Annotated in this window: 15 protein-coding genes; 9 read left to right on the top strand and 6 right to left on the bottom strand. The window is 69.6% G+C overall.

The features are described 5' to 3' along the window. Window positions 1–3: 3 nt before the first annotated feature. Genes ACWEOO_RS40725 through ACWEOO_RS40715 form a run of 3 tightly spaced genes read right to left on the bottom strand, consistent with a single transcriptional unit; the run spans window position 4 to window position 1,783 of the window. Window positions 4–948 (bottom strand): hypothetical protein, encoded by a 945-nt coding sequence (locus ACWEOO_RS40725; RefSeq protein WP_452147607.1) that lies wholly within the window; start codon window positions 946–948, stop codon window positions 4–6. Continuing rightward, complete coding sequence (locus ACWEOO_RS40720; RefSeq protein ID WP_452147606.1) at window positions 945–1,646, bottom strand: cytochrome b N-terminal domain-containing protein; 702 nt, start codon at window positions 1,644–1,646, stop codon at window positions 945–947. Before ACWEOO_RS40720 ends, ACWEOO_RS40725 begins: the two co-directional genes overlap by 4 nt. Next, window positions 1,643–1,783: a hypothetical protein gene (locus ACWEOO_RS40715; RefSeq protein ID WP_359929813.1), complete on the bottom strand. Its 141-nt coding sequence runs from the start codon at window positions 1,781–1,783 to the stop codon at window positions 1,643–1,645. Before ACWEOO_RS40715 ends, ACWEOO_RS40720 begins: the two co-directional genes overlap by 4 nt. Before the next feature lie 200 nt (window positions 1,784–1,983). Between ACWEOO_RS40715 and ACWEOO_RS40710 the strand changes: the two genes are divergently transcribed. After that, a complete protein-coding gene (locus ACWEOO_RS40710; protein ID WP_452147605.1) occupies window positions 1,984–5,346 on the top strand; it encodes a GH92 family glycosyl hydrolase in 3,363 nt (1,120 codons plus the stop codon). Beyond that, window positions 5,346–6,077: a peptidylprolyl isomerase gene (locus tag ACWEOO_RS40705; protein ID WP_452147604.1), complete on the top strand. Its 732-nt coding sequence runs from the start codon at window positions 5,346–5,348 to the stop codon at window positions 6,075–6,077. Before ACWEOO_RS40710 ends, ACWEOO_RS40705 begins: the two co-directional genes overlap by 1 nt. Here the strand turns inward: ACWEOO_RS40705 and ACWEOO_RS40700 are convergent. Further along, window positions 6,074–6,667, bottom strand: a complete 594-nt coding sequence (locus tag ACWEOO_RS40700; protein ID WP_452147603.1) for a hypothetical protein — start codon at window positions 6,665–6,667, stop codon at window positions 6,074–6,076. The two genes, ACWEOO_RS40705 and ACWEOO_RS40700, sit on opposite strands and share 4 nt — an antisense overlap. 28 nt (window positions 6,668–6,695) lie before the next feature. Between ACWEOO_RS40700 and ACWEOO_RS40695 the strand changes: the two genes are divergently transcribed. Then, window positions 6,696–7,100: a cupin domain-containing protein gene (locus ACWEOO_RS40695; protein ID WP_452147602.1), complete on the top strand. Its 405-nt coding sequence runs from the start codon at window positions 6,696–6,698 to the stop codon at window positions 7,098–7,100. Window positions 7,101–7,108: 8 nt separating this feature from the next. On the opposite strand, the gene ACWEOO_RS40690 is transcribed toward ACWEOO_RS40695, so the two are convergent. Both ACWEOO_RS40690 and ACWEOO_RS40685 read right to left on the bottom strand, forming a co-directional pair. After that, window positions 7,109–7,804: a DUF4386 family protein gene (locus ACWEOO_RS40690; RefSeq protein ID WP_359929822.1), complete on the bottom strand. Its 696-nt coding sequence runs from the start codon at window positions 7,802–7,804 to the stop codon at window positions 7,109–7,111. 80 nt (window positions 7,805–7,884) lie between these two features. Next, entirely contained in the window at window positions 7,885–8,709 is an 825-nt protein-coding gene (locus tag ACWEOO_RS40685) for an LLM class F420-dependent oxidoreductase (protein ID WP_452147619.1), read from the bottom strand. 333 nt (window positions 8,710–9,042) lie between these two features. Here ACWEOO_RS40685 and ald point away from each other — a divergent pair, with 333 nt between their 5' ends. The 6 genes from ald to scpB all read left to right on the top strand — a co-directional run. Continuing rightward, window positions 9,043–10,158, top strand: coding sequence for an alanine dehydrogenase (gene ald, locus ACWEOO_RS40680; RefSeq protein ID WP_359929825.1), 1,116 nt, complete (start codon window positions 9,043–9,045; stop codon window positions 10,156–10,158). Continuing rightward, entirely contained in the window at window positions 10,155–11,090 is a 936-nt protein-coding gene (xerD, locus tag ACWEOO_RS40675; protein ID WP_452147618.1) for a site-specific tyrosine recombinase XerD, read from the top strand. Before ald ends, xerD begins: the two co-directional genes overlap by 4 nt. 385 nt (window positions 11,091–11,475) lie before the next feature. After that, entirely contained in the window at window positions 11,476–12,387 is a 912-nt protein-coding gene (locus tag ACWEOO_RS40670) for a ParA family protein (protein WP_452147617.1), read from the top strand. Continuing rightward, window positions 12,372–12,731, top strand: a complete 360-nt coding sequence (locus ACWEOO_RS40665) for a hypothetical protein (protein ID WP_452147601.1) — start codon at window positions 12,372–12,374, stop codon at window positions 12,729–12,731. Before ACWEOO_RS40670 ends, ACWEOO_RS40665 begins: the two co-directional genes overlap by 16 nt. After that, window positions 12,728–13,705 carry a segregation and condensation protein A gene (locus tag ACWEOO_RS40660; RefSeq protein WP_452147600.1) on the top strand — a complete coding sequence of 326 codons (978 nt, stop codon included), beginning with the start codon at window positions 12,728–12,730 and terminating at the stop codon, window positions 13,703–13,705. Before ACWEOO_RS40665 ends, ACWEOO_RS40660 begins: the two co-directional genes overlap by 4 nt. After that, the coding region (scpB, locus tag ACWEOO_RS40655; protein WP_452147599.1) for an SMC-Scp complex subunit ScpB at window positions 13,702–15,699 on the top strand (1,998 nt) is incomplete at its 3' end. The genes ACWEOO_RS40660 and scpB, both read left to right, overlap by 4 nt.

Below are 15,699 nucleotides of genomic sequence, written 5' to 3'. Positions count from 1 at the left end.
CGCTCAGGTGGAGCGGCCGGCGCGGCGGTAGTAGTCACGCCAGATCAGGCGGTGCAGCCCGACCCAGCGTGGGATCGACCGGATGCCAGGGATGAACGGCACCAGGGCCAGCGCGAGGGTCAGCACCATCATCAGCGCCCAGACCTGCGCATCGGCGTTGTCCGACGTCGAGAACGGTTTCACCTGGTACCAGAAGGTGTACAGCCACATCCAGGGCTGACCCGGATAGTTGCCGGTCTCGTTCATCATGCCCCACTGGTCGCCGCCCAGGTTCCTGGCCCGCGCCTGGTCCTCCAGATAGGCGCCGTCCGAGAGCAGCAAGAGGCCTCGGGTCGCGTCTCCCTGGTAGAAGTTGCCGTGGGCATCGAGGGCGCCCTCCAGGCCACCGGACCGGGCCAGTTGCAGGAACTTCGCGGTCAGTACCGGGACCGGTCCGAAAGCTGCCGAGGCCCGCACCGCGGCGGGGTTGCCGTCCGGTGCCGCGGCCAACGCATCGGCGTACGTCGCTGCCCATTCCTGCTGCTGACTGGCCGATGCCGAACTCCAGGTGGCCAGTGCGCTCGTCAACTCCTGGTCGCCGCCGATCCCGCGCAGCGGTATGAGCACCAGATCGTTCGCCGAGTCGACCGGTATCCGCACGCCGGCCCACTTCTGCAGCTCGACGGGACCCAGAACCTGCCCGGAGGCTGCGTTGTTGTACGGCGGTCCGTACTCCGCGCTGGTGGTCGTACCGGCGAGCTCGCCGGCCGCGGTCGCCACGACGTCGTTCGGCGCCTGCCGGGCCCAGCCCGACAGCGTGATCGGCTTCTCGTCCGGGGACGAGAACACGGCGGCCAGGACCGTGGTGAGGACCGCCACGACGATCAGTGCGACGACGAACTCCTTCACCAGGTCGTAGGAGCGGGTCGGGAAATCGTGGGCGTCCGGCGTTCGGCGTACGACGGTCATGACGAGGCCTCCCCATCGCCGGGATCCTCCGCGATCGCCGCGTTCTCGGCCGTCGTCTCGGCGTCGATCGGTGGCACGACGCCGTGCCGTCTGACCAGGATCACATGGAGGACCACCAGGAGGCCGATGGCAGCCGGCAGCAGGGAGATGTGCCACATCAGCATCTGTCCGGGGTCGAGCACGTTGAACCAGGCGCCGATGCCGACCGAGTTGAGACCGTCCTTGGCCTGGGCGCTGATCCACTGGGAGTCGAAGTTGGACTGCGAGAGGTACCCGGTGAACGCCGTGCCGATCGACCCCACGAACGCGATCACGCCGGTGATCCAGGTGAGCGCGCGCCGGCCCCGCCAGGCGGCCATGAAGAACTTCCCCCAGAGGTGGATCACCATGAACGCGAAGAACAGTTCGGTGCTCCACAGATGCAGCGAGTTGACGAAGTGCCCGGTCGACGAGGTATGCCACCAGGTCGGCCCGCCCAGGGCCAGCACCGCTCCCGTGCCCAGGACGATCAGCAAGGCGGCCAGGGTCAGCGCGCCGAAGACGTAGATCCACGAGTTCACGTACACCGGTTGGCGATCCGGGAGGAGTTGCCCAGGTGGAACCGTCCTACCGACCCGGGTCCGCAGCCGGGCCGTCCAGTTGCTCCTGGTGGGCCGTTCGTGCTCGTGCGCGGCCGTCCGGCCGGCGACCGACGTCATGGCCGGTCCTGATCCTCGTCGCCGTGCCGGAACGGAACGGCGATCGCGAGTGCGAACACCACCAGCATCGCCAGGATGATCACCAGATTGGTGACCGAGATCTGGATGACGCCCCAATGAACGTAGTGGCCGGCCATCACTCCACCTCCGGGGGTCGACTTTCTCTCACCGTCGGCGCGGCAGTCTCGTGCAGGCAGAGCCGTTGGACTCCAGGGGACGGGACCAAAGTCGCAGGCCTTCTCAGCCGCGGCACAGGTCGGCGACCCCTTGACCGGGCAGACGGAAACAGGTACACCTCTGACAACGATGTCACCCAATCTCGAAGGTTGGTCCGCCCATGCGTCGTTCGGTGCTGTCCCGTGCTGCGAGCCTGGTGCTCGCCGGCGTTCTGATCGCAGCTCTCACCCCCGCGGCTCAGGCCGTGCCTACACCGTCACCGCCTGGTCCGGATGATCGTCCGACGACGGCGACGCCGCCTGATCCGGCGATCGCCGGCTCCCGGTCGGCGGAGGCTGCGGCCGCGAGCCGGATCACGACCAGTTCGGTCGATCCGACCGAGCATGTCGATCCGCTGATCGGCACGACCAACGCCGGGAACGTGTTTCCCGGTGCGGTGCTGCCGTTCGGGATGTTCTCGTTCAGTCCGGAGACGAGCCGGGGGAACGCGTACCGGACGGCCGCGCCGGGCGGGTACCTGTACTCGGCGACCAAGATCCGCGGCTTCAGCCTCACCCACATGAGCGGGACCGGATGCGCGGGCGGATCGGGCGACATCCCGATCTTCCCGCTCGCGGGGGACGTGACGAGCTCACCGCAGAGCGATGCGAAGGACGACGTCTACTCCTCGACGTACAGCCACGCCAACGAGATCGCCGAGCCGGGCTACTACCAGGTCGGCCTCGACTCGGGCGTCACGGCCGAGCTCGCGGCCACCACGCGCACCGGGTCGGCGGCGTTCACCTTCCCGGCGGACAAGGCCAAGACGCTGATGTTCCGTACGTCGAACTCCGAGGTCGGATCGAGCGCCGCGCAGATCAGCATCGACGCCGCGCACCGGACGATCAGCGGGTCGGTGACCAGCGGCAACTTCTGCGGGTACCTGGCCAGCGTCGGACGGCGGAGCTACTACACGCTGCACTTCGTCGCCGAGTTCGACCAGCCGTTCATGAACCAGGGCACCTGGACCGACACCACTGTCACGCCGGGCAGCAGCCAGGCGAGCGGCGGTACGACGTACGGCGCCGACGGCTGGATGCCGCCGAACAAGGGCTCCGGCGGGTACGTCGGATTCGCCGGCGACAAGGTGTCGATGCGGATCGGCATCTCCTACGTCAGCACCGCCAACGCGCTCGCGAACCTGCGCGCCGAGAACCCGCGCGGTACGTCGGTCGGCATGACGGCCGCGAAAGCCCGGCAGACGTGGCGAAACCAGCTCGACCGCATCGAGGTGACCGGCGGTACGACGGACCAGCGCACCACGTTCTACACCGCGCTCTACCACGCGCTGTTGCACCCGAACGTGTTCAGCGACGTCAACCGCCAGTACTGGGGCTTCGACCAGAAACCGCACTACCTCTCGCGCGGACAGCAGGCGCAGTACGCGACCTTCTCGGGCTGGGACGTCTACCGGTCGCAGCTGCAACTGGTGACGCTGCTGGAGCCGGAGCGAGCCGGCGACATCGCACAGTCGCTGTTCAACCAGGCGACGTACAACGGCGGCGTCTGGGACCGCTGGACCCATGCGTCCGGCAGTACGGCGGTCATGACCGGCGACCCGTCCGCACCGGCCGTCGCGGGCATCTATGCGTTCGGCGGGACGAACTTCGACGCGTCACAAGCTCTGAAGTCGCTGGTGAAGGCAGCGACCGTTCCGACCGAGAAGGACCTCAGCTCGGCGGGCAAGCCGGTCATGTCGATCGGTCAGCGGCCGTCGCTCGACAAGTACCTGGCGCTGCACTACATACCGACCAAGTCCAATGCCTGGGGCGGTGCGGTGGAGACGCTCGAGGACGTGACGGCCGACTTCGCCCTCGCGCAACTCGCGCAGCGCACCGGCGACAAGGCGACGTACCAGCAGTTCCTCGCCAGGTCGCAGTACTGGCAGAACGTGTTCAACCCGGCCAACGGCGGTTATGTCCAGAACCGGGACGACAACGGCGCCTGGCCCGCGTTCACGCCGTCGACGTACGACGGATTCGCCGAGGGCAGCAGTGCGCAGTACACGTGGATGGTGCCGCACAACCGAGCCGGACTGGTCGACGCGATGGGCGGCGCGGACACGGTGAACCGGCGGCTGGATGCGTTCTTCAAGAACCCGGACGGGACCTGGGCGCTGACCGGAGCGGGTGAACTGCATGCCGAGATGGACAACGAGCCGTCGATCAACACGCCCTGGATCTACAACTACACCGGCCGGCCGTACCAGACGCAGGAGACGTTGCGGCAGGCAATGAACCAGCTGTGGAGCACCAGCACCGGCGGGATCCCCGGCAACGACGACCTCGGCGCGATGTCGTCGTGGTACGTGTGGACCGCGCTCGGCCTGTACCCGGACGTGCCGAGCCGCGCCGAGCTCCAGGTCGCGGCGCCGCTGTTCCCGCGGGCGGTGATCCATCGCGACGGCAACACGATCCGGATCAACGCGGCCGGCGCGGACGCGCAGTACGTCCAGTCCCTGAAGGTGAACGGGAAGACGTCGACCAAGCCGTGGCTGCCGGAGTCGTTCGTGCAGCGTGGCGGGACGCTGGACTTCACCCTTGGTACGACGGCCAACAAGAGCTGGGGTGCGACCGACGGGCCGCCGTCGTGGCGGACCGGTGAGATCCCGTTCCAGACCTCTACCGACACGAGCCGTCTGGTGGTCGCACCCGGCACAACCAGCGCACCCGTCGCGCTGCAGGCGTACCGGCTGAGTGGGACGGCCCAGGACGTCACCTACACGCTCAAGACATCTCCCGGTCTCACCGCGACACCTACTACCGGCACGTTCCACGTCGACAAGGTCGGTAGCGCGTCAGTGACGATCGCAGCGGCCGCTGGTACGCCGGACGGCCGGTACCCGGTCACAGTGCAGATGAAGGCGGCGGACGGAACCGCCCTGCCACAAGTCGGTTTCACGGTCGTCGTCGGGCAGCCGAACTCGTTCTTCGTACTCCGTGAGGGCGTAGGCATCTCCGACGACGCCGGCGACCACACCGAGGCGGACTATGACGGCGGCGGCGTCAGCTACTCCCGTCAGGCGCTGGCCGCGGCCGGTCTGACCGCGGGCGGTGCAGGTACGGTCCAGGGCCTCAGCTTCACCTGGCCCGATGTACCCGCCGGAGACCCGGACAACGTGCCGGCCGACGGGCAGCTGCTCAACCTCGACCTGCCTGCCGGTACGACGAAGCTGTCCTTCGTCGGCAGCGCGGTCAACGGCAACCAGCAGACGACCGCGACGCTCAACTACGCCGACGGCACGACCTCGCAGATCGACCTGTCCTTCAGCGACTGGACGCTGGGCGGTGGGGGCGACACCCTGCACTACGGCAACGTCATCGTCGCCACCACGCCGTACCGCAACGAGTCCGGCGGCGGGAAGGACAACGTCACCACGCACATCTTCGCCACCGCACCTGTGACGTTGACTCAGACCCCGGTGAGTATCAGGCTGCCTACGAATCGTGACCTACGGATCTTCACCGTTGCGGGAGGGAATTGATGAGGAAGACCATCGTGATCGCGGTGCTGACAGTGGCCAGCGTGCTGGCCAGTCTGCTGATGGCGACCGCACAAGCTGACGCGGCCGGTACGCCGACCAGCACCAACGGACCCTGTGGCTACACGTCGACGCCGGACGATCCGCCGGCCCGGCCGGTGTCGCTACCGCCGGACCCGGCGCAGACACCGGACCAGGGGATCGTCAGGGTCGTCGTCGCCACCAGCCAGGGGCCGATGATCCTGTCACTGGACCGGGCGAAGGCGCCGTGCACGGTGCAGAGCTTCCTGCACCTGGCGAAGAGCCGGTTCTACGACTTCACCACGTGCCACCGGCTCACGCTGTACCCGACGCTGAAGGTGCTGCAGTGCGGCGACCCGAGCGGTACGGGCGAGGGCGGGCCCGGCTACTCGTACAAGGACGAGCTGCCCACCGACCTGCCGAACTGGCCGGACGACCCGACCGGCGAGCGGAAGGTGTACGCACGCGGCACGCTTGCGATGGCGAACGCCGGCCCGGACACCAACGGGTCGCAGTTCTTCCTGGTCTTCGCCGACTCCCGGCTGCGACCGAACTACACGGTCTTCGGCTCGGTCGACCGGCTCGGGCTCACCACGCTCGACCAGGTGGCGGCCGGCGGGACCGTCACCACGCCCGACAACCCCGACGGGATCGACGGCGCACCGGTACGCAAGACCGACATCCTGATCGCCCGCTCCCTCGGGACGCGCTAGCCGATGGCTTCGCCGCCGTCCTCGGCGAGGGCGGCGGCGACCCGGCGGGTGTTCGCGGTGAACTCGGCGGCGGGGATCTTCGGCAGCATGTCGTCCCAGGCCGCGATCATCGCGCCGCGCAGCTGCATCATGCCGAGCGGGCGGGCGAGGAACCACAGGTGGAAGTGCTCGCTGCCGTCGCCCCAGCGGCTGAAGTGCGTCCGGGCGACGCTGTCGATGCTCTGGATCGCCTTCGCCACGCGCTGGATCATCGGGCCGAGAGTTGCCGTCAGCTCGGCCGGCAGGTTGTCCAGGCGGTAGTGCTCGTGCGGCTCGAGGAGCGCGACCAGCGGTAGCCCGGTCGGCTCGAACGCCTTCAGCGACCACTGGGCGTCGCGCCAGATCACGGACCTGTCCGGATCCGTGCACTTCGGGCACGGCTCGCCGCCGTCCTCACCGCGGCGCGGCGGTTCGGGCAGCACCGGATCGGCCAGCCGCACGACCTCGAGATCACCTTCGAACGGGAAGAACGGTTCGCCGAGCAACGGCTCGGCCGACACGCGTTCGCCGTACGGCAGCCGCCGGTGGTACGCAGAGGGCAGATCGGTCATGAACCGCACTCTGCCGCAGAATCGGACCATGCAGAAGCCGGAGCTGGCCGTCCTGCTCGATCTCGAACCGCACCCCGAGGGCGGGTGGTACCGCCAGACGTGGCGGTCGCCGGTCGAGTTCGAACCGGAGGGGTACGACGGCAGCCGGGCCAGCGCGACCGCGATCTACTTCCTGCTGGCCCCGGGGGAGGAGTCGCGGTCCCATCAAGTGCGCTCGACGGAACTCTGGCTGTGGCACTCGGGCGGACCGCTGACGCTCGAGTACGACGAACAGTCGGTCACCCTGGGGCCGGACGTACGGGCCGGCCAGCGCCCGCAGGTGGTGATACCGGCGGGTGCCTGGCAGGCGGCCCGGCCCGAGGGTGACGAGGCGGTGCTGGTGTCGTGCATCGTGTCGCCGGGCTTCGACTTCGCCGACTTCACGATGCGCTAGCCGGTGAGCTACAGCTGCGGGACGGCCTTGTCCCCGGTGGTCAGCTCCGGCAGGTGCTCGCGGACCATGTAGCCGCTCGCGCCGAGGATCCAGACCGCCGACAGCAGCAGCGGGACCGTGGTCATCAACGTGCCGCCGGCAACGAACGTGCCGGAGTCGGCGAACACGCCGAGCGCGCCCAGGAACGAGACCGCGGCGGCCAGCAGGGCCAGGTAGCCGAGCCAGTTCGGCATCACGTGCGTCCGCAGCACACCGATCCCGGCCGCGGCCAGCGGCAGGGCCGCCGCGATGCCGATCATCGTCGTCATCACCGCGCTCAGCTCGTACAGGGCCATGGTGATGCCCGCGTCCCGGCCGCTGATGCCGAACGCGGCCGCGGCGGTGAGCCCGGCGTTCACGAAGATCGCGCCGCCGACCAGCACCGAACCGGCCAGCAGGGCCAGGTGGACGTCGCTGCGCTCGGCCCGCTCCCGGATCGCCTCGGCGAAGGCCGCCGCGAACCAGATGACCAGCCCGGCCGCGGCCGCCCACAGCAGCGAGCTGAGCAGGATCATGGACCGGTGATCGGACAGCCAGCTCGAGATCGTGCTGTCGGAGTCATCGACCGTCGGAGCAGTACCGGGCAGGAACCTGCCCAGCATCGCCAGGACCACGAAGGCCAGTCCGGCGAAGCCGCCCCATCGCAACTCGTGTCGCTCAGTCATGGGGAACACCTCCAACGCGCACCACGCCGATGTGGTGCACCTAAGGCTGATGTTCCCCCGTTCCGCCCCGGAATCAAGACCTATCCGAGAACGGTCGCGAGCGCCTCGTATCCGGGCAGCAGGTCGATGCCCTCGTGGCCCAGCAGCTGGATCGCGACATGGTCCGCGCCGGCCTCCAGATGCGCCTTCAGGCCCTCCGCAACCTCGACCGCGGAGCCGTGCAGCACCATCGCGTCGACCAGTCGGTCGCTGCCGCCGTCGGCGAAGTCGTCGGCGGTGAAACCGAGGCGCTCGAAGTTCGCCGTGTAGTTGCTCAGCTGCAGGTACGACGCCAGCCGGTCACGCGCCGTCGCGCGGGCGATGTCGGTGTCGGTCTCCAGCACGACCATCTGCTCGGGCGCGAGCAGGACCCCGCCGCCGAGGATCCGGCGGGCTTCACGGGTGTGCTCCGGCGTCGTCAGGTACGGGAGTGCCCCGGCCGTCCGCGCGCCGGCCAGCTGCAGCACCTTCGGGCCGAGCGCGGCCAGCGCCCGCCGGTCGGCCGGCACCTTCGCGTCGTCCAGCTCGTCGAGGTAGCCGACGATCGTCCGGTACGGCGACCGGTACTCGCCGGTGGCCTCGCGGTGCCCGATCCCGACGCCGAGCAGGAACCGCCCCGGGTGCTCGTCCTCGAGCCGGTGGTACGACGCCGCGACGTCGGCGGCCGGCGATTTCCAGATGTTGACGATGCTGGTGCCGACGGCAACCGAACTCGTTGCGGCCAGCAACACCTCGGCGTCGCGCAGGCCGGCTTCCGGCGAACTGCCCAGCCACAAGGTCCCGTACCCGGCCTGCTCCAGTCCTGCCGCGAGCTCCGGCCCGTAGTGCTGGGCTCCGTGCCAGACTCCGTAGTGTCCCAGTTCCATCGCCACGCCGTGCTCCTCTCGTGAAGCGTCCTACTGCAAGCATCGCTGACCGCCACGAATGGCCGTCAATGATGGTTGCCGCGTCAACGGGGACGCCGTATCCGGACGGTAGCCGGACGTCTCCGTTCCGCGTCCGGTGTTTTGCCGATCTGCTTCCGTTCGGTTACCGATCGGGTACCGGCAGGGTGTCGCGGCGCGATCAGACCATCCGGCCGGGTGGTATGAACCCCGCGGGCATACACTCGGCAGCGACCTGGCAACCACCCCTCAACCGCCGGGCCGCGGACACAACGACGTGGGCCGCACTCCTGGATCGTGAAAGAAGGGCAAGTTGTGAAGGTCGGAGTTCCCAAGGAAGTCAAGAACCACGAGTACCGGGTGGCGATCACCCCGTCCGGTGTGCACGAGTTCGTGCGCAGCGGGCACGAGGTTCTGATCGAGCAGGGGGCGGGCAGCGGGTCGCTGATCCCGGACGACGAGTACGTCGCCGCCGGGGCCCGGATCGTGCCGCAGGCGGACGACGTCTGGGCGGATGCGGAGCTGGTGCTCAAGGTCAAGGAGCCGGTGGCGGAGGAGTACCACCGGATGCGGAAGGACCAGGTGCTGTTCACGTACCTGCACCTGGCCGCCAGCCGTGACTGCACCGACGCGCTGCTGAAGTCGGGGACCACCGGGATCGCCTACGAGACGGTCCAGCTCCCGGACGGAACGCTGCCGCTGCTGGCGCCGATGAGCGAGGTGGCCGGCCGGCTCGCCCCGCAGTCCGGCGCCTACCACCTGATGGCGCAGGGCGGCGGCCGGGGCGTGCTGCTCGGCGGCGTGTCCGGCGTCCACCCGGCCCGCGTGGTCGTCCTCGGCGCCGGCGTGTCCGGGATGAACGCGGCCGCGATCGCGCTCGGCATGCAGGCGCAGGTGCAGCTGTTCGACCGCAACATCGCCCGGCTGCGGCAGGCCGACCAGATCTACCAGGGTCACCTGCTGACGATCGCGTCGAACGCGTACGAGATCGAGAAGGCGGTCCTGGAGGCCGACCTGGTGATCGGCGCGGTGCTGGTGGTCGGTGCGAAGGCGCCGAAGCTGGTCACCAACGACATGGTCCGCCGGATGAAGCCGGGCAGCGTGCTCGTCGATATCGCCATCGACCAGGGCGGCTGCTTCGAGGACTCGCGCCCGACCACGCACGCCGACCCGGTGTACAAGGTGCACGACTCGCTGTTCTACTGCGTGGCCAACATGCCCGGTGCGGTGCCGAACACGTCGACGTACGCGCTCACCAACGTCACCCTGCCGTACGCGATCGAGCTGGCGAACCTGGGCTGGCGGGAAGCGCTCAAGCAGGACCACAGCCTGGCCCTCGGCCTGAACACGTTCGACGGGCACGTCACGTACGGCCCGGTCGCCGAGGCGCACGACCTGTCGCAGCTGAAGCTCGACGAGGTGCTGGTCTGAACGACATCGCGCGGGCGGTCAGCGCCTACCTCGACCACCTCACGGTCGAAAGGGGCCTGGCCGCCAACACGCTGGCGTCGTACCGGCGGGACCTGCGCCGGTACGGCGGCTTCCTCGCCGCGTCGGGGATCGACGGCCTCGGGCAGATCACCGAGGCCGTGGTCAGCGACTTCCTGATGCGGCTGCGCGAGGGGGACGCGGACCATCCGCCACTGACCGCGTCCAGCGCCGGGCGGACCGTGGTGGCGGTCCGTGGGTTCCACAAGTTCTGTGTGCGCGAGGGGCTGACCGCGGTCGATCCTGCGGCGGCCGTGAAGCCACCTGCGCCGCCGCAGCGGCTGCCCAAGGCGCTGTCCGTCGACGAGGTGACCAGGGTCCTCGCGGCGGCCGCCGGCGCCGAAGCGGAACCTGCCGTCCTCGCTACGCGGGACGCTGCGTTGCTGGAGTTCTTGTACGGCACCGGTGCCCGTATCTCCGAGGCGGTCGGGCTGGACGTCGACGACATCGACCTGGACGCTGGTGCGGTGCTGCTGCGCGGCAAGGGCAGCAAGGAGCGCGTGGTGCCCGTCGGCACGTACGCCCGTGACGCGTTGTCGGCGTACCAGGTCCGTGGGCGTCCTGAGCTGGTCTCACGTGGTCGCGGTACGCCCGCGCTGTTCCTGAACGCCCGCGGCGGCCGCCTGTCTCGGCAGAGCGCCTGGACAGTGCTGCGTCGTGCTGCGCAGCGGGCCGGTATCGCGAAGGAGATCTCCCCGCACACGCTGCGGCACTCGTACGCGACACATCTGCTGGACGGCGGCGCCGACGTCCGCGTGGTCCAGGAGCTGCTGGGACACGCGTCCGTGACAACGACCCAGGTCTACACCCTCGTCACGGTCGACAAGCTCCGCGAGGTCTACGCGACGTCCCACCCGAGGGCGCTGTCGTCCTGAGACCCCGGTGCACGCGATGTTGGGACGGTGTGCGATCATCTCGTTACGGTTGGTGACTCAGGGAGGGTGATCGGCCGGGTTCGGAGCTTTGTCGACAAACCACCCCACCCCGGTGCGGAGTGGCTGGTTGAGAGTGCTTGAATGCACGCTTACAGTCGCTGGGATCGCCCGTATCGGTTGAAAGGTTTGACGAGTCATGAACGAGTCGACATTCCCGGGCACCGAACACGTGACGGGCCACCTTCCGGGGCACCACCCGGAGCCGGTCCGGCCGATCAGCACGCCGCCGAGCGCGCACCCCAGCACCGATCCCGCCCCCCAGCCCAGCAGTCCGCCCCGGCCGGCCCCCACGCCGCCGCGAGCCCTGCCCGACAACTATGCGGAAATGCCGAAGCCGACGGCCAAGCTGACCGCGGAGGACCTTGCACCCGTGAACGACCCGAACGGCCCGCGTCACAAGATCGGGCCGACCGGCCGGCCGCTGCCGGACCTGCCGGAGCCGCAGCCCCCGACCAAGACCGGCCCGGCGCAGGTGATCGCGATGTGCAACCAGAAGGGCGGCGTCGGCAAGACCACCACGACGATCAACCTCGGCGCGGCGATCGCCGAGACCGGTCGCAAGGTGCTGCTGATCGACTTCGACCCGCAGGGGTCCGCGTCGATCGGCCTCGGCGTCCAGCCGCACGACCTGGAGCTGTCGGTCTACAACCTGCTGATGCAGCGCGACATCACCGCCGACGAGGTGATCCAGCCGACCCGCGTGGAGAACCTCGACCTGCTGCCGGCCAACATCGACCTGTCCGCGGCCGAGGTGCAGCTGGTCCAGGAGGTCGCGCGGGAGTACACGCTGCAGCGCGTGCTCGACCCGATCATCCCGAACTACGACGTGATCCTGATCGACTGCGCCCCGTCGCTCGGTCTGCTCACGGTGAACGCGCTGACCGCGTCGAACGGCATCGTCGTACCGCTGGAGTGCGAGTTCTTCGCGCTCCGCGGCCTCGCCATGCTGACCGACACGATCGGCAAGGTGCAGGACCGGCTCAACCCCAAGCTGGAGATCGTCGGGATCCTCGGCACCATGTTCGACGGGCGGACGACGCACGCCCGGGAGGTCCTCGACCGCGTGGTCCAGGCCTTCGACGAACGCGTCTTCCACACCGTCATCCGGCGTACCGTCAAGTTCCCCGAGACCACGGTCGTCGGCGAGCCCATCACGACGTACGCCCCGTCCTCGAGCGCGGCCACTCAGTACCGCGATCTCGCCAAGGAGGTGCTGGCGCGTTGTCCCGCCGGGTGAGCCTGCCAGGTGCCAGTGAACTCTTCGGGGGTGCGGCACCGCAGCAGACCAGACCCGAGAAGCGCACCACCACTGACGGACCGTCCACCGTGCGGTCCCGTACGACGGTCGTCGACGACCGGAAGTCGAGTGGTCGGATCCGTCACGACACGAAGATCACCGTGTACGTGACGGAGGAGGAGCTGCTCGGCCTGGAACAGACCAGACTCGCGCTGCGCGCGGAACACGGCCTGACCGCCGACCGGGGCCGGATCGTCCGGGAGGCGATCGACGTCCTGCTCGCCGACTTCGTCGACCACGGACCGGACTCGGTGCTGGTACGGCGGCTCAAGGCGTCGGAGTGACCGTGTCCTCCGCGGACTCGTTGCCCTTGGATGTCGGTACGGACAGCGCGCCTGCTGTTGCCGAGGGCAAGGGTTTCAGTGTCCACCTGGAGAACTTCGAGGGGCCGTTCGACCTGCTGCTGCAGCTGATCTCGAAGCACAAGCTGGACATCACCGAGATTGCGCTGTCGGTGATCACCGACGACTTCATTGCCCATATCAAGGCGCTGGGGTCGGAGTGGGACCTCGACCAGACGTCGGAGTTCCTGCTGATCGCGGCGACCCTGCTCGACCTGAAGGCGGCACGGCTGCTGCCGAAGGGCGAGGTCGAGGACGACGAGGACCTGGCGCTGCTGGAGGCGCGGGACCTGCTGTTCGCGCGGCTGCTGCAGTACCGGGCGTTCAAGCAGATCGCGGCGCTGGTGCAGGAGCGGATGGCGGTCGAGTCTCGCCGGTTCCCGCGCGCCGTGGGTGTGGAGCCGCGGTTCGCGGAGCTGCTGCCCGAGGTCCTGCTCGGGCTCGATCCGGCCGGGCTGGCCGCGCTGGCCGCGAAGGCGATGGCGCCCAAGGACGACGTACCCCCCGGGGTTTCGCTCGCCCACCTGCACGCGCCGGCCGTCACCGTGCGGGAGCAGGCGGAAGTGATCGTCGACCGGCTCCGGCGGCAGCGCAGCGCCACGTTCCGTTCGCTGGTGGCCGATTCGCCGGACACCGTCACCACCGTGTGCCGGTTCCTGGCGCTGCTCGAACTGTTCCGCGAGGCGGCGGTGTCGTTCGACCAGGTCACCCCGCTCGGCGAACTCACCATCCGCTGGACCGGCACCGACGAGGGCGAGATCGCCGTCAGCGACGAGTTCGACGAGGAACAACAAGCAGCTGACGAATCCGGCGAAGCCCCCCACGTCGAGGACGACCCCGACTTCCTCGAACCCGGCGAGAACCACACCGACCCAGAACCCCCCGCCCCAGACACCCCCGAGACGGCAGACCAGTGACCAACTCCCAACCCCCCACTCCCGACCCGACCGACTCCCGGGATGGTGCTGAGGGTTCCGACGAGGCTGACCCCACCCGGAACGCCGACAGGTCCGCTTCCGCCGGCCTGCCCGACGGACCGGACGGCCCTGAGGCGACCGAGACCTCCGAGGGTGCTGACGGGACTGGCACGACCGACGCCACCGCCAACGACGGCCCGTCCGAGGCCGCCGATCCCACGGATGACGCCGACGGCTCCGACGAGACTCAGGCGGCCGCAGTCGCCGACCGCGCCGCATCAGCGGACCTGCCCGAGGGAGCGGACGGCCCTGAGGCGACCGACGCCTCCGAGGGTGCTGACAGGACTGGCACGACCGACGCCGCCGCCAACGACGGCTCGTCCGAGGCCGCCGATCCCGCGGATGGCGCAGACGGCTCCGACGAGACTCAGGCGGCCGCAGTCGCCGACCAGGCCGCATCCGCGGACCTGCCCGAGGGAGCTGCACCGCCAGATAGCGCCGCCGCGACCGACGGGACCGACGCGTCCGACGGGACCGACAGGACCGACGTCACCGACGGGACCGACGCCACCGACGGCGGGGATGAGGACGATTACTTGCCGCCGGGGCAGACTTCGGTGCCGGTGGGGGATGAAGTAGTTGTTGACGACGACACGATGCGGCGGGCGCTCGAGGCGATTCTGATGGTGACGGACGAGCCGTTGCCGGTGCTGACGCTGGCGCGCGCGGTCGGGCGGCCGACGGGTGATGTGGCGGGGGCGCTGGCGGAGCTGGCGGCGGAGTACACCGAGCAGGGCCGCGGATTCGACCTGCGTGAGGTGGGCGGCGGCTGGCGGTACTACACCCGCGTCGAGGCCGCGCCGTACGTCGAACGTTTCGTCCTCGACGGCCAGCAGGCGCGCCTCACCCAGGCCGCGCTGGAAACCCTCTCCGTCGTCGCGTACAAGCAGCCCGTCAGCCGCGCCCGCGTCTCCGCCATCCGCGGCGTGAACGTGGACGGCGTGATGCGCACCCTCGTCGCCCGCGGCCTCGTCGAGGAGGCCGGCTCGGACACCGAGTCCCAGGCGACCCTGTACCGCACCACGTCGTACTTCCTGGAACGCATGGGCATGCAGTCCCTCGACGACCTGCCCGAACTCGCCCCGTACCTCCCCGACATGGACGACATCGAGGACGAGCTCGCCGCCCAATCCCTCCCACCCGCAGAACCCACCCCCGAGACCACGACCGCCGAGGGTGCGGACGCCGAGGTTGCGGATGCCGAGGGCGTGGGGGGCCTACGCGCGGACGACGAGCTGGACGCGGAGGCGTCGGGCGGGGTTGCTGGGGGCGTGGCTGATGCCGGGGCGGCGGGGGGTGTGTACGCCGCAGGTGGCGGCGAGTTGGACGCGGAGGACCGCGGGGATGACGGCGACGCCGTAGATGCGCCGGCTCAGGCGGAGTCCGCCGAAAGCGCCGAGGCATCCGGCGACGCAGCTGATGAGGCCGAGGTGAGCGGCTGGGCCGTGGAGTCGGGCGTCGAGGACGGGGACGACGTGGTGTCGCACGGAACGACGGTCGCGCCGGCAGGCGAACCTGCGGACGAGGCAGACGGCGCGGACGCGGAGGAGGCGGACGGTGCGGCTGATGAGGCTGAGGTGAGTGACTGGGCCGTGGAGTCGGGCGCCGAGGACGTGGACGACGTGGCGTCGGGCGGTACGACGGTTGAGCCGGCCGGTGAACCTGCGGGCGAGGCGGACGTCGAGGCGGCGGACGCGGAGGTGTCCGGCGGTGCGGCTGCTGGGGCTGAGGTGAGCGGCTGGGCCGCGGGGCTGGGCGACGAGGACGTGGACGACGTGGTGTCGGGTGGGCCGGCGGGCGAGCGTGCCGATGAGGTGGACGCCCAGGAGACGGACGTCGAGGACGTGGACGACGTGGTGTCGGGTGGGCCGGCGGGCGAGCGTGCCGATGAGGTGGACGCCCAGGAGACGGACGTCGAGGACGTGGACGACGTG

The sequence above is a fragment of the Kribbella sp. NPDC004138 genome, assembly GCF_053603655.1.
This window is presented reverse-complemented; position numbering and strand designations above follow the sequence as displayed.

What these genes read in the sequence shown, in the direction of transcription:
- ACWEOO_RS40725 (WP_452147607.1), bottom strand. Translation starts at nt 948, where the DNA reads ATGACCGTCGTACGCCGAACGCCGGACGCCCACGATTTCCCGACCCGC.
- ACWEOO_RS40720 (WP_452147606.1), bottom strand. Translation starts at nt 1,646, where the DNA reads ATGACGTCGGTCGCCGGCCGGACGGCCGCGCACGAGCACGAACGGCCC.
- ACWEOO_RS40715 (WP_359929813.1), bottom strand. Translation starts at nt 1,783, where the DNA reads ATGGCCGGCCACTACGTTCATTGGGGCGTCATCCAGATCTCGGTCACC.
- ACWEOO_RS40710 (WP_452147605.1), top strand. Translation starts at nt 1,984, where the DNA reads ATGCGTCGTTCGGTGCTGTCCCGTGCTGCGAGCCTGGTGCTCGCCGGC.
- ACWEOO_RS40705 (WP_452147604.1), top strand. Translation starts at nt 5,346, where the DNA reads ATGAGGAAGACCATCGTGATCGCGGTGCTGACAGTGGCCAGCGTGCTG.
- ACWEOO_RS40700 (WP_452147603.1), bottom strand. Translation starts at nt 6,667, where the DNA reads ATGACCGATCTGCCCTCTGCGTACCACCGGCGGCTGCCGTACGGCGAA.
- ACWEOO_RS40695 (WP_452147602.1), top strand. Translation starts at nt 6,696, where the DNA reads ATGCAGAAGCCGGAGCTGGCCGTCCTGCTCGATCTCGAACCGCACCCC.
- ACWEOO_RS40690 (WP_359929822.1), bottom strand. Translation starts at nt 7,804, where the DNA reads ATGACTGAGCGACACGAGTTGCGATGGGGCGGCTTCGCCGGACTGGCC.
- ACWEOO_RS40685 (WP_452147619.1), bottom strand. Translation starts at nt 8,709, where the DNA reads ATGGAACTGGGACACTACGGAGTCTGGCACGGAGCCCAGCACTACGGG.
- ACWEOO_RS40670 (WP_452147617.1), top strand. Translation starts at nt 11,476, where the DNA reads ATGCCGAAGCCGACGGCCAAGCTGACCGCGGAGGACCTTGCACCCGTG.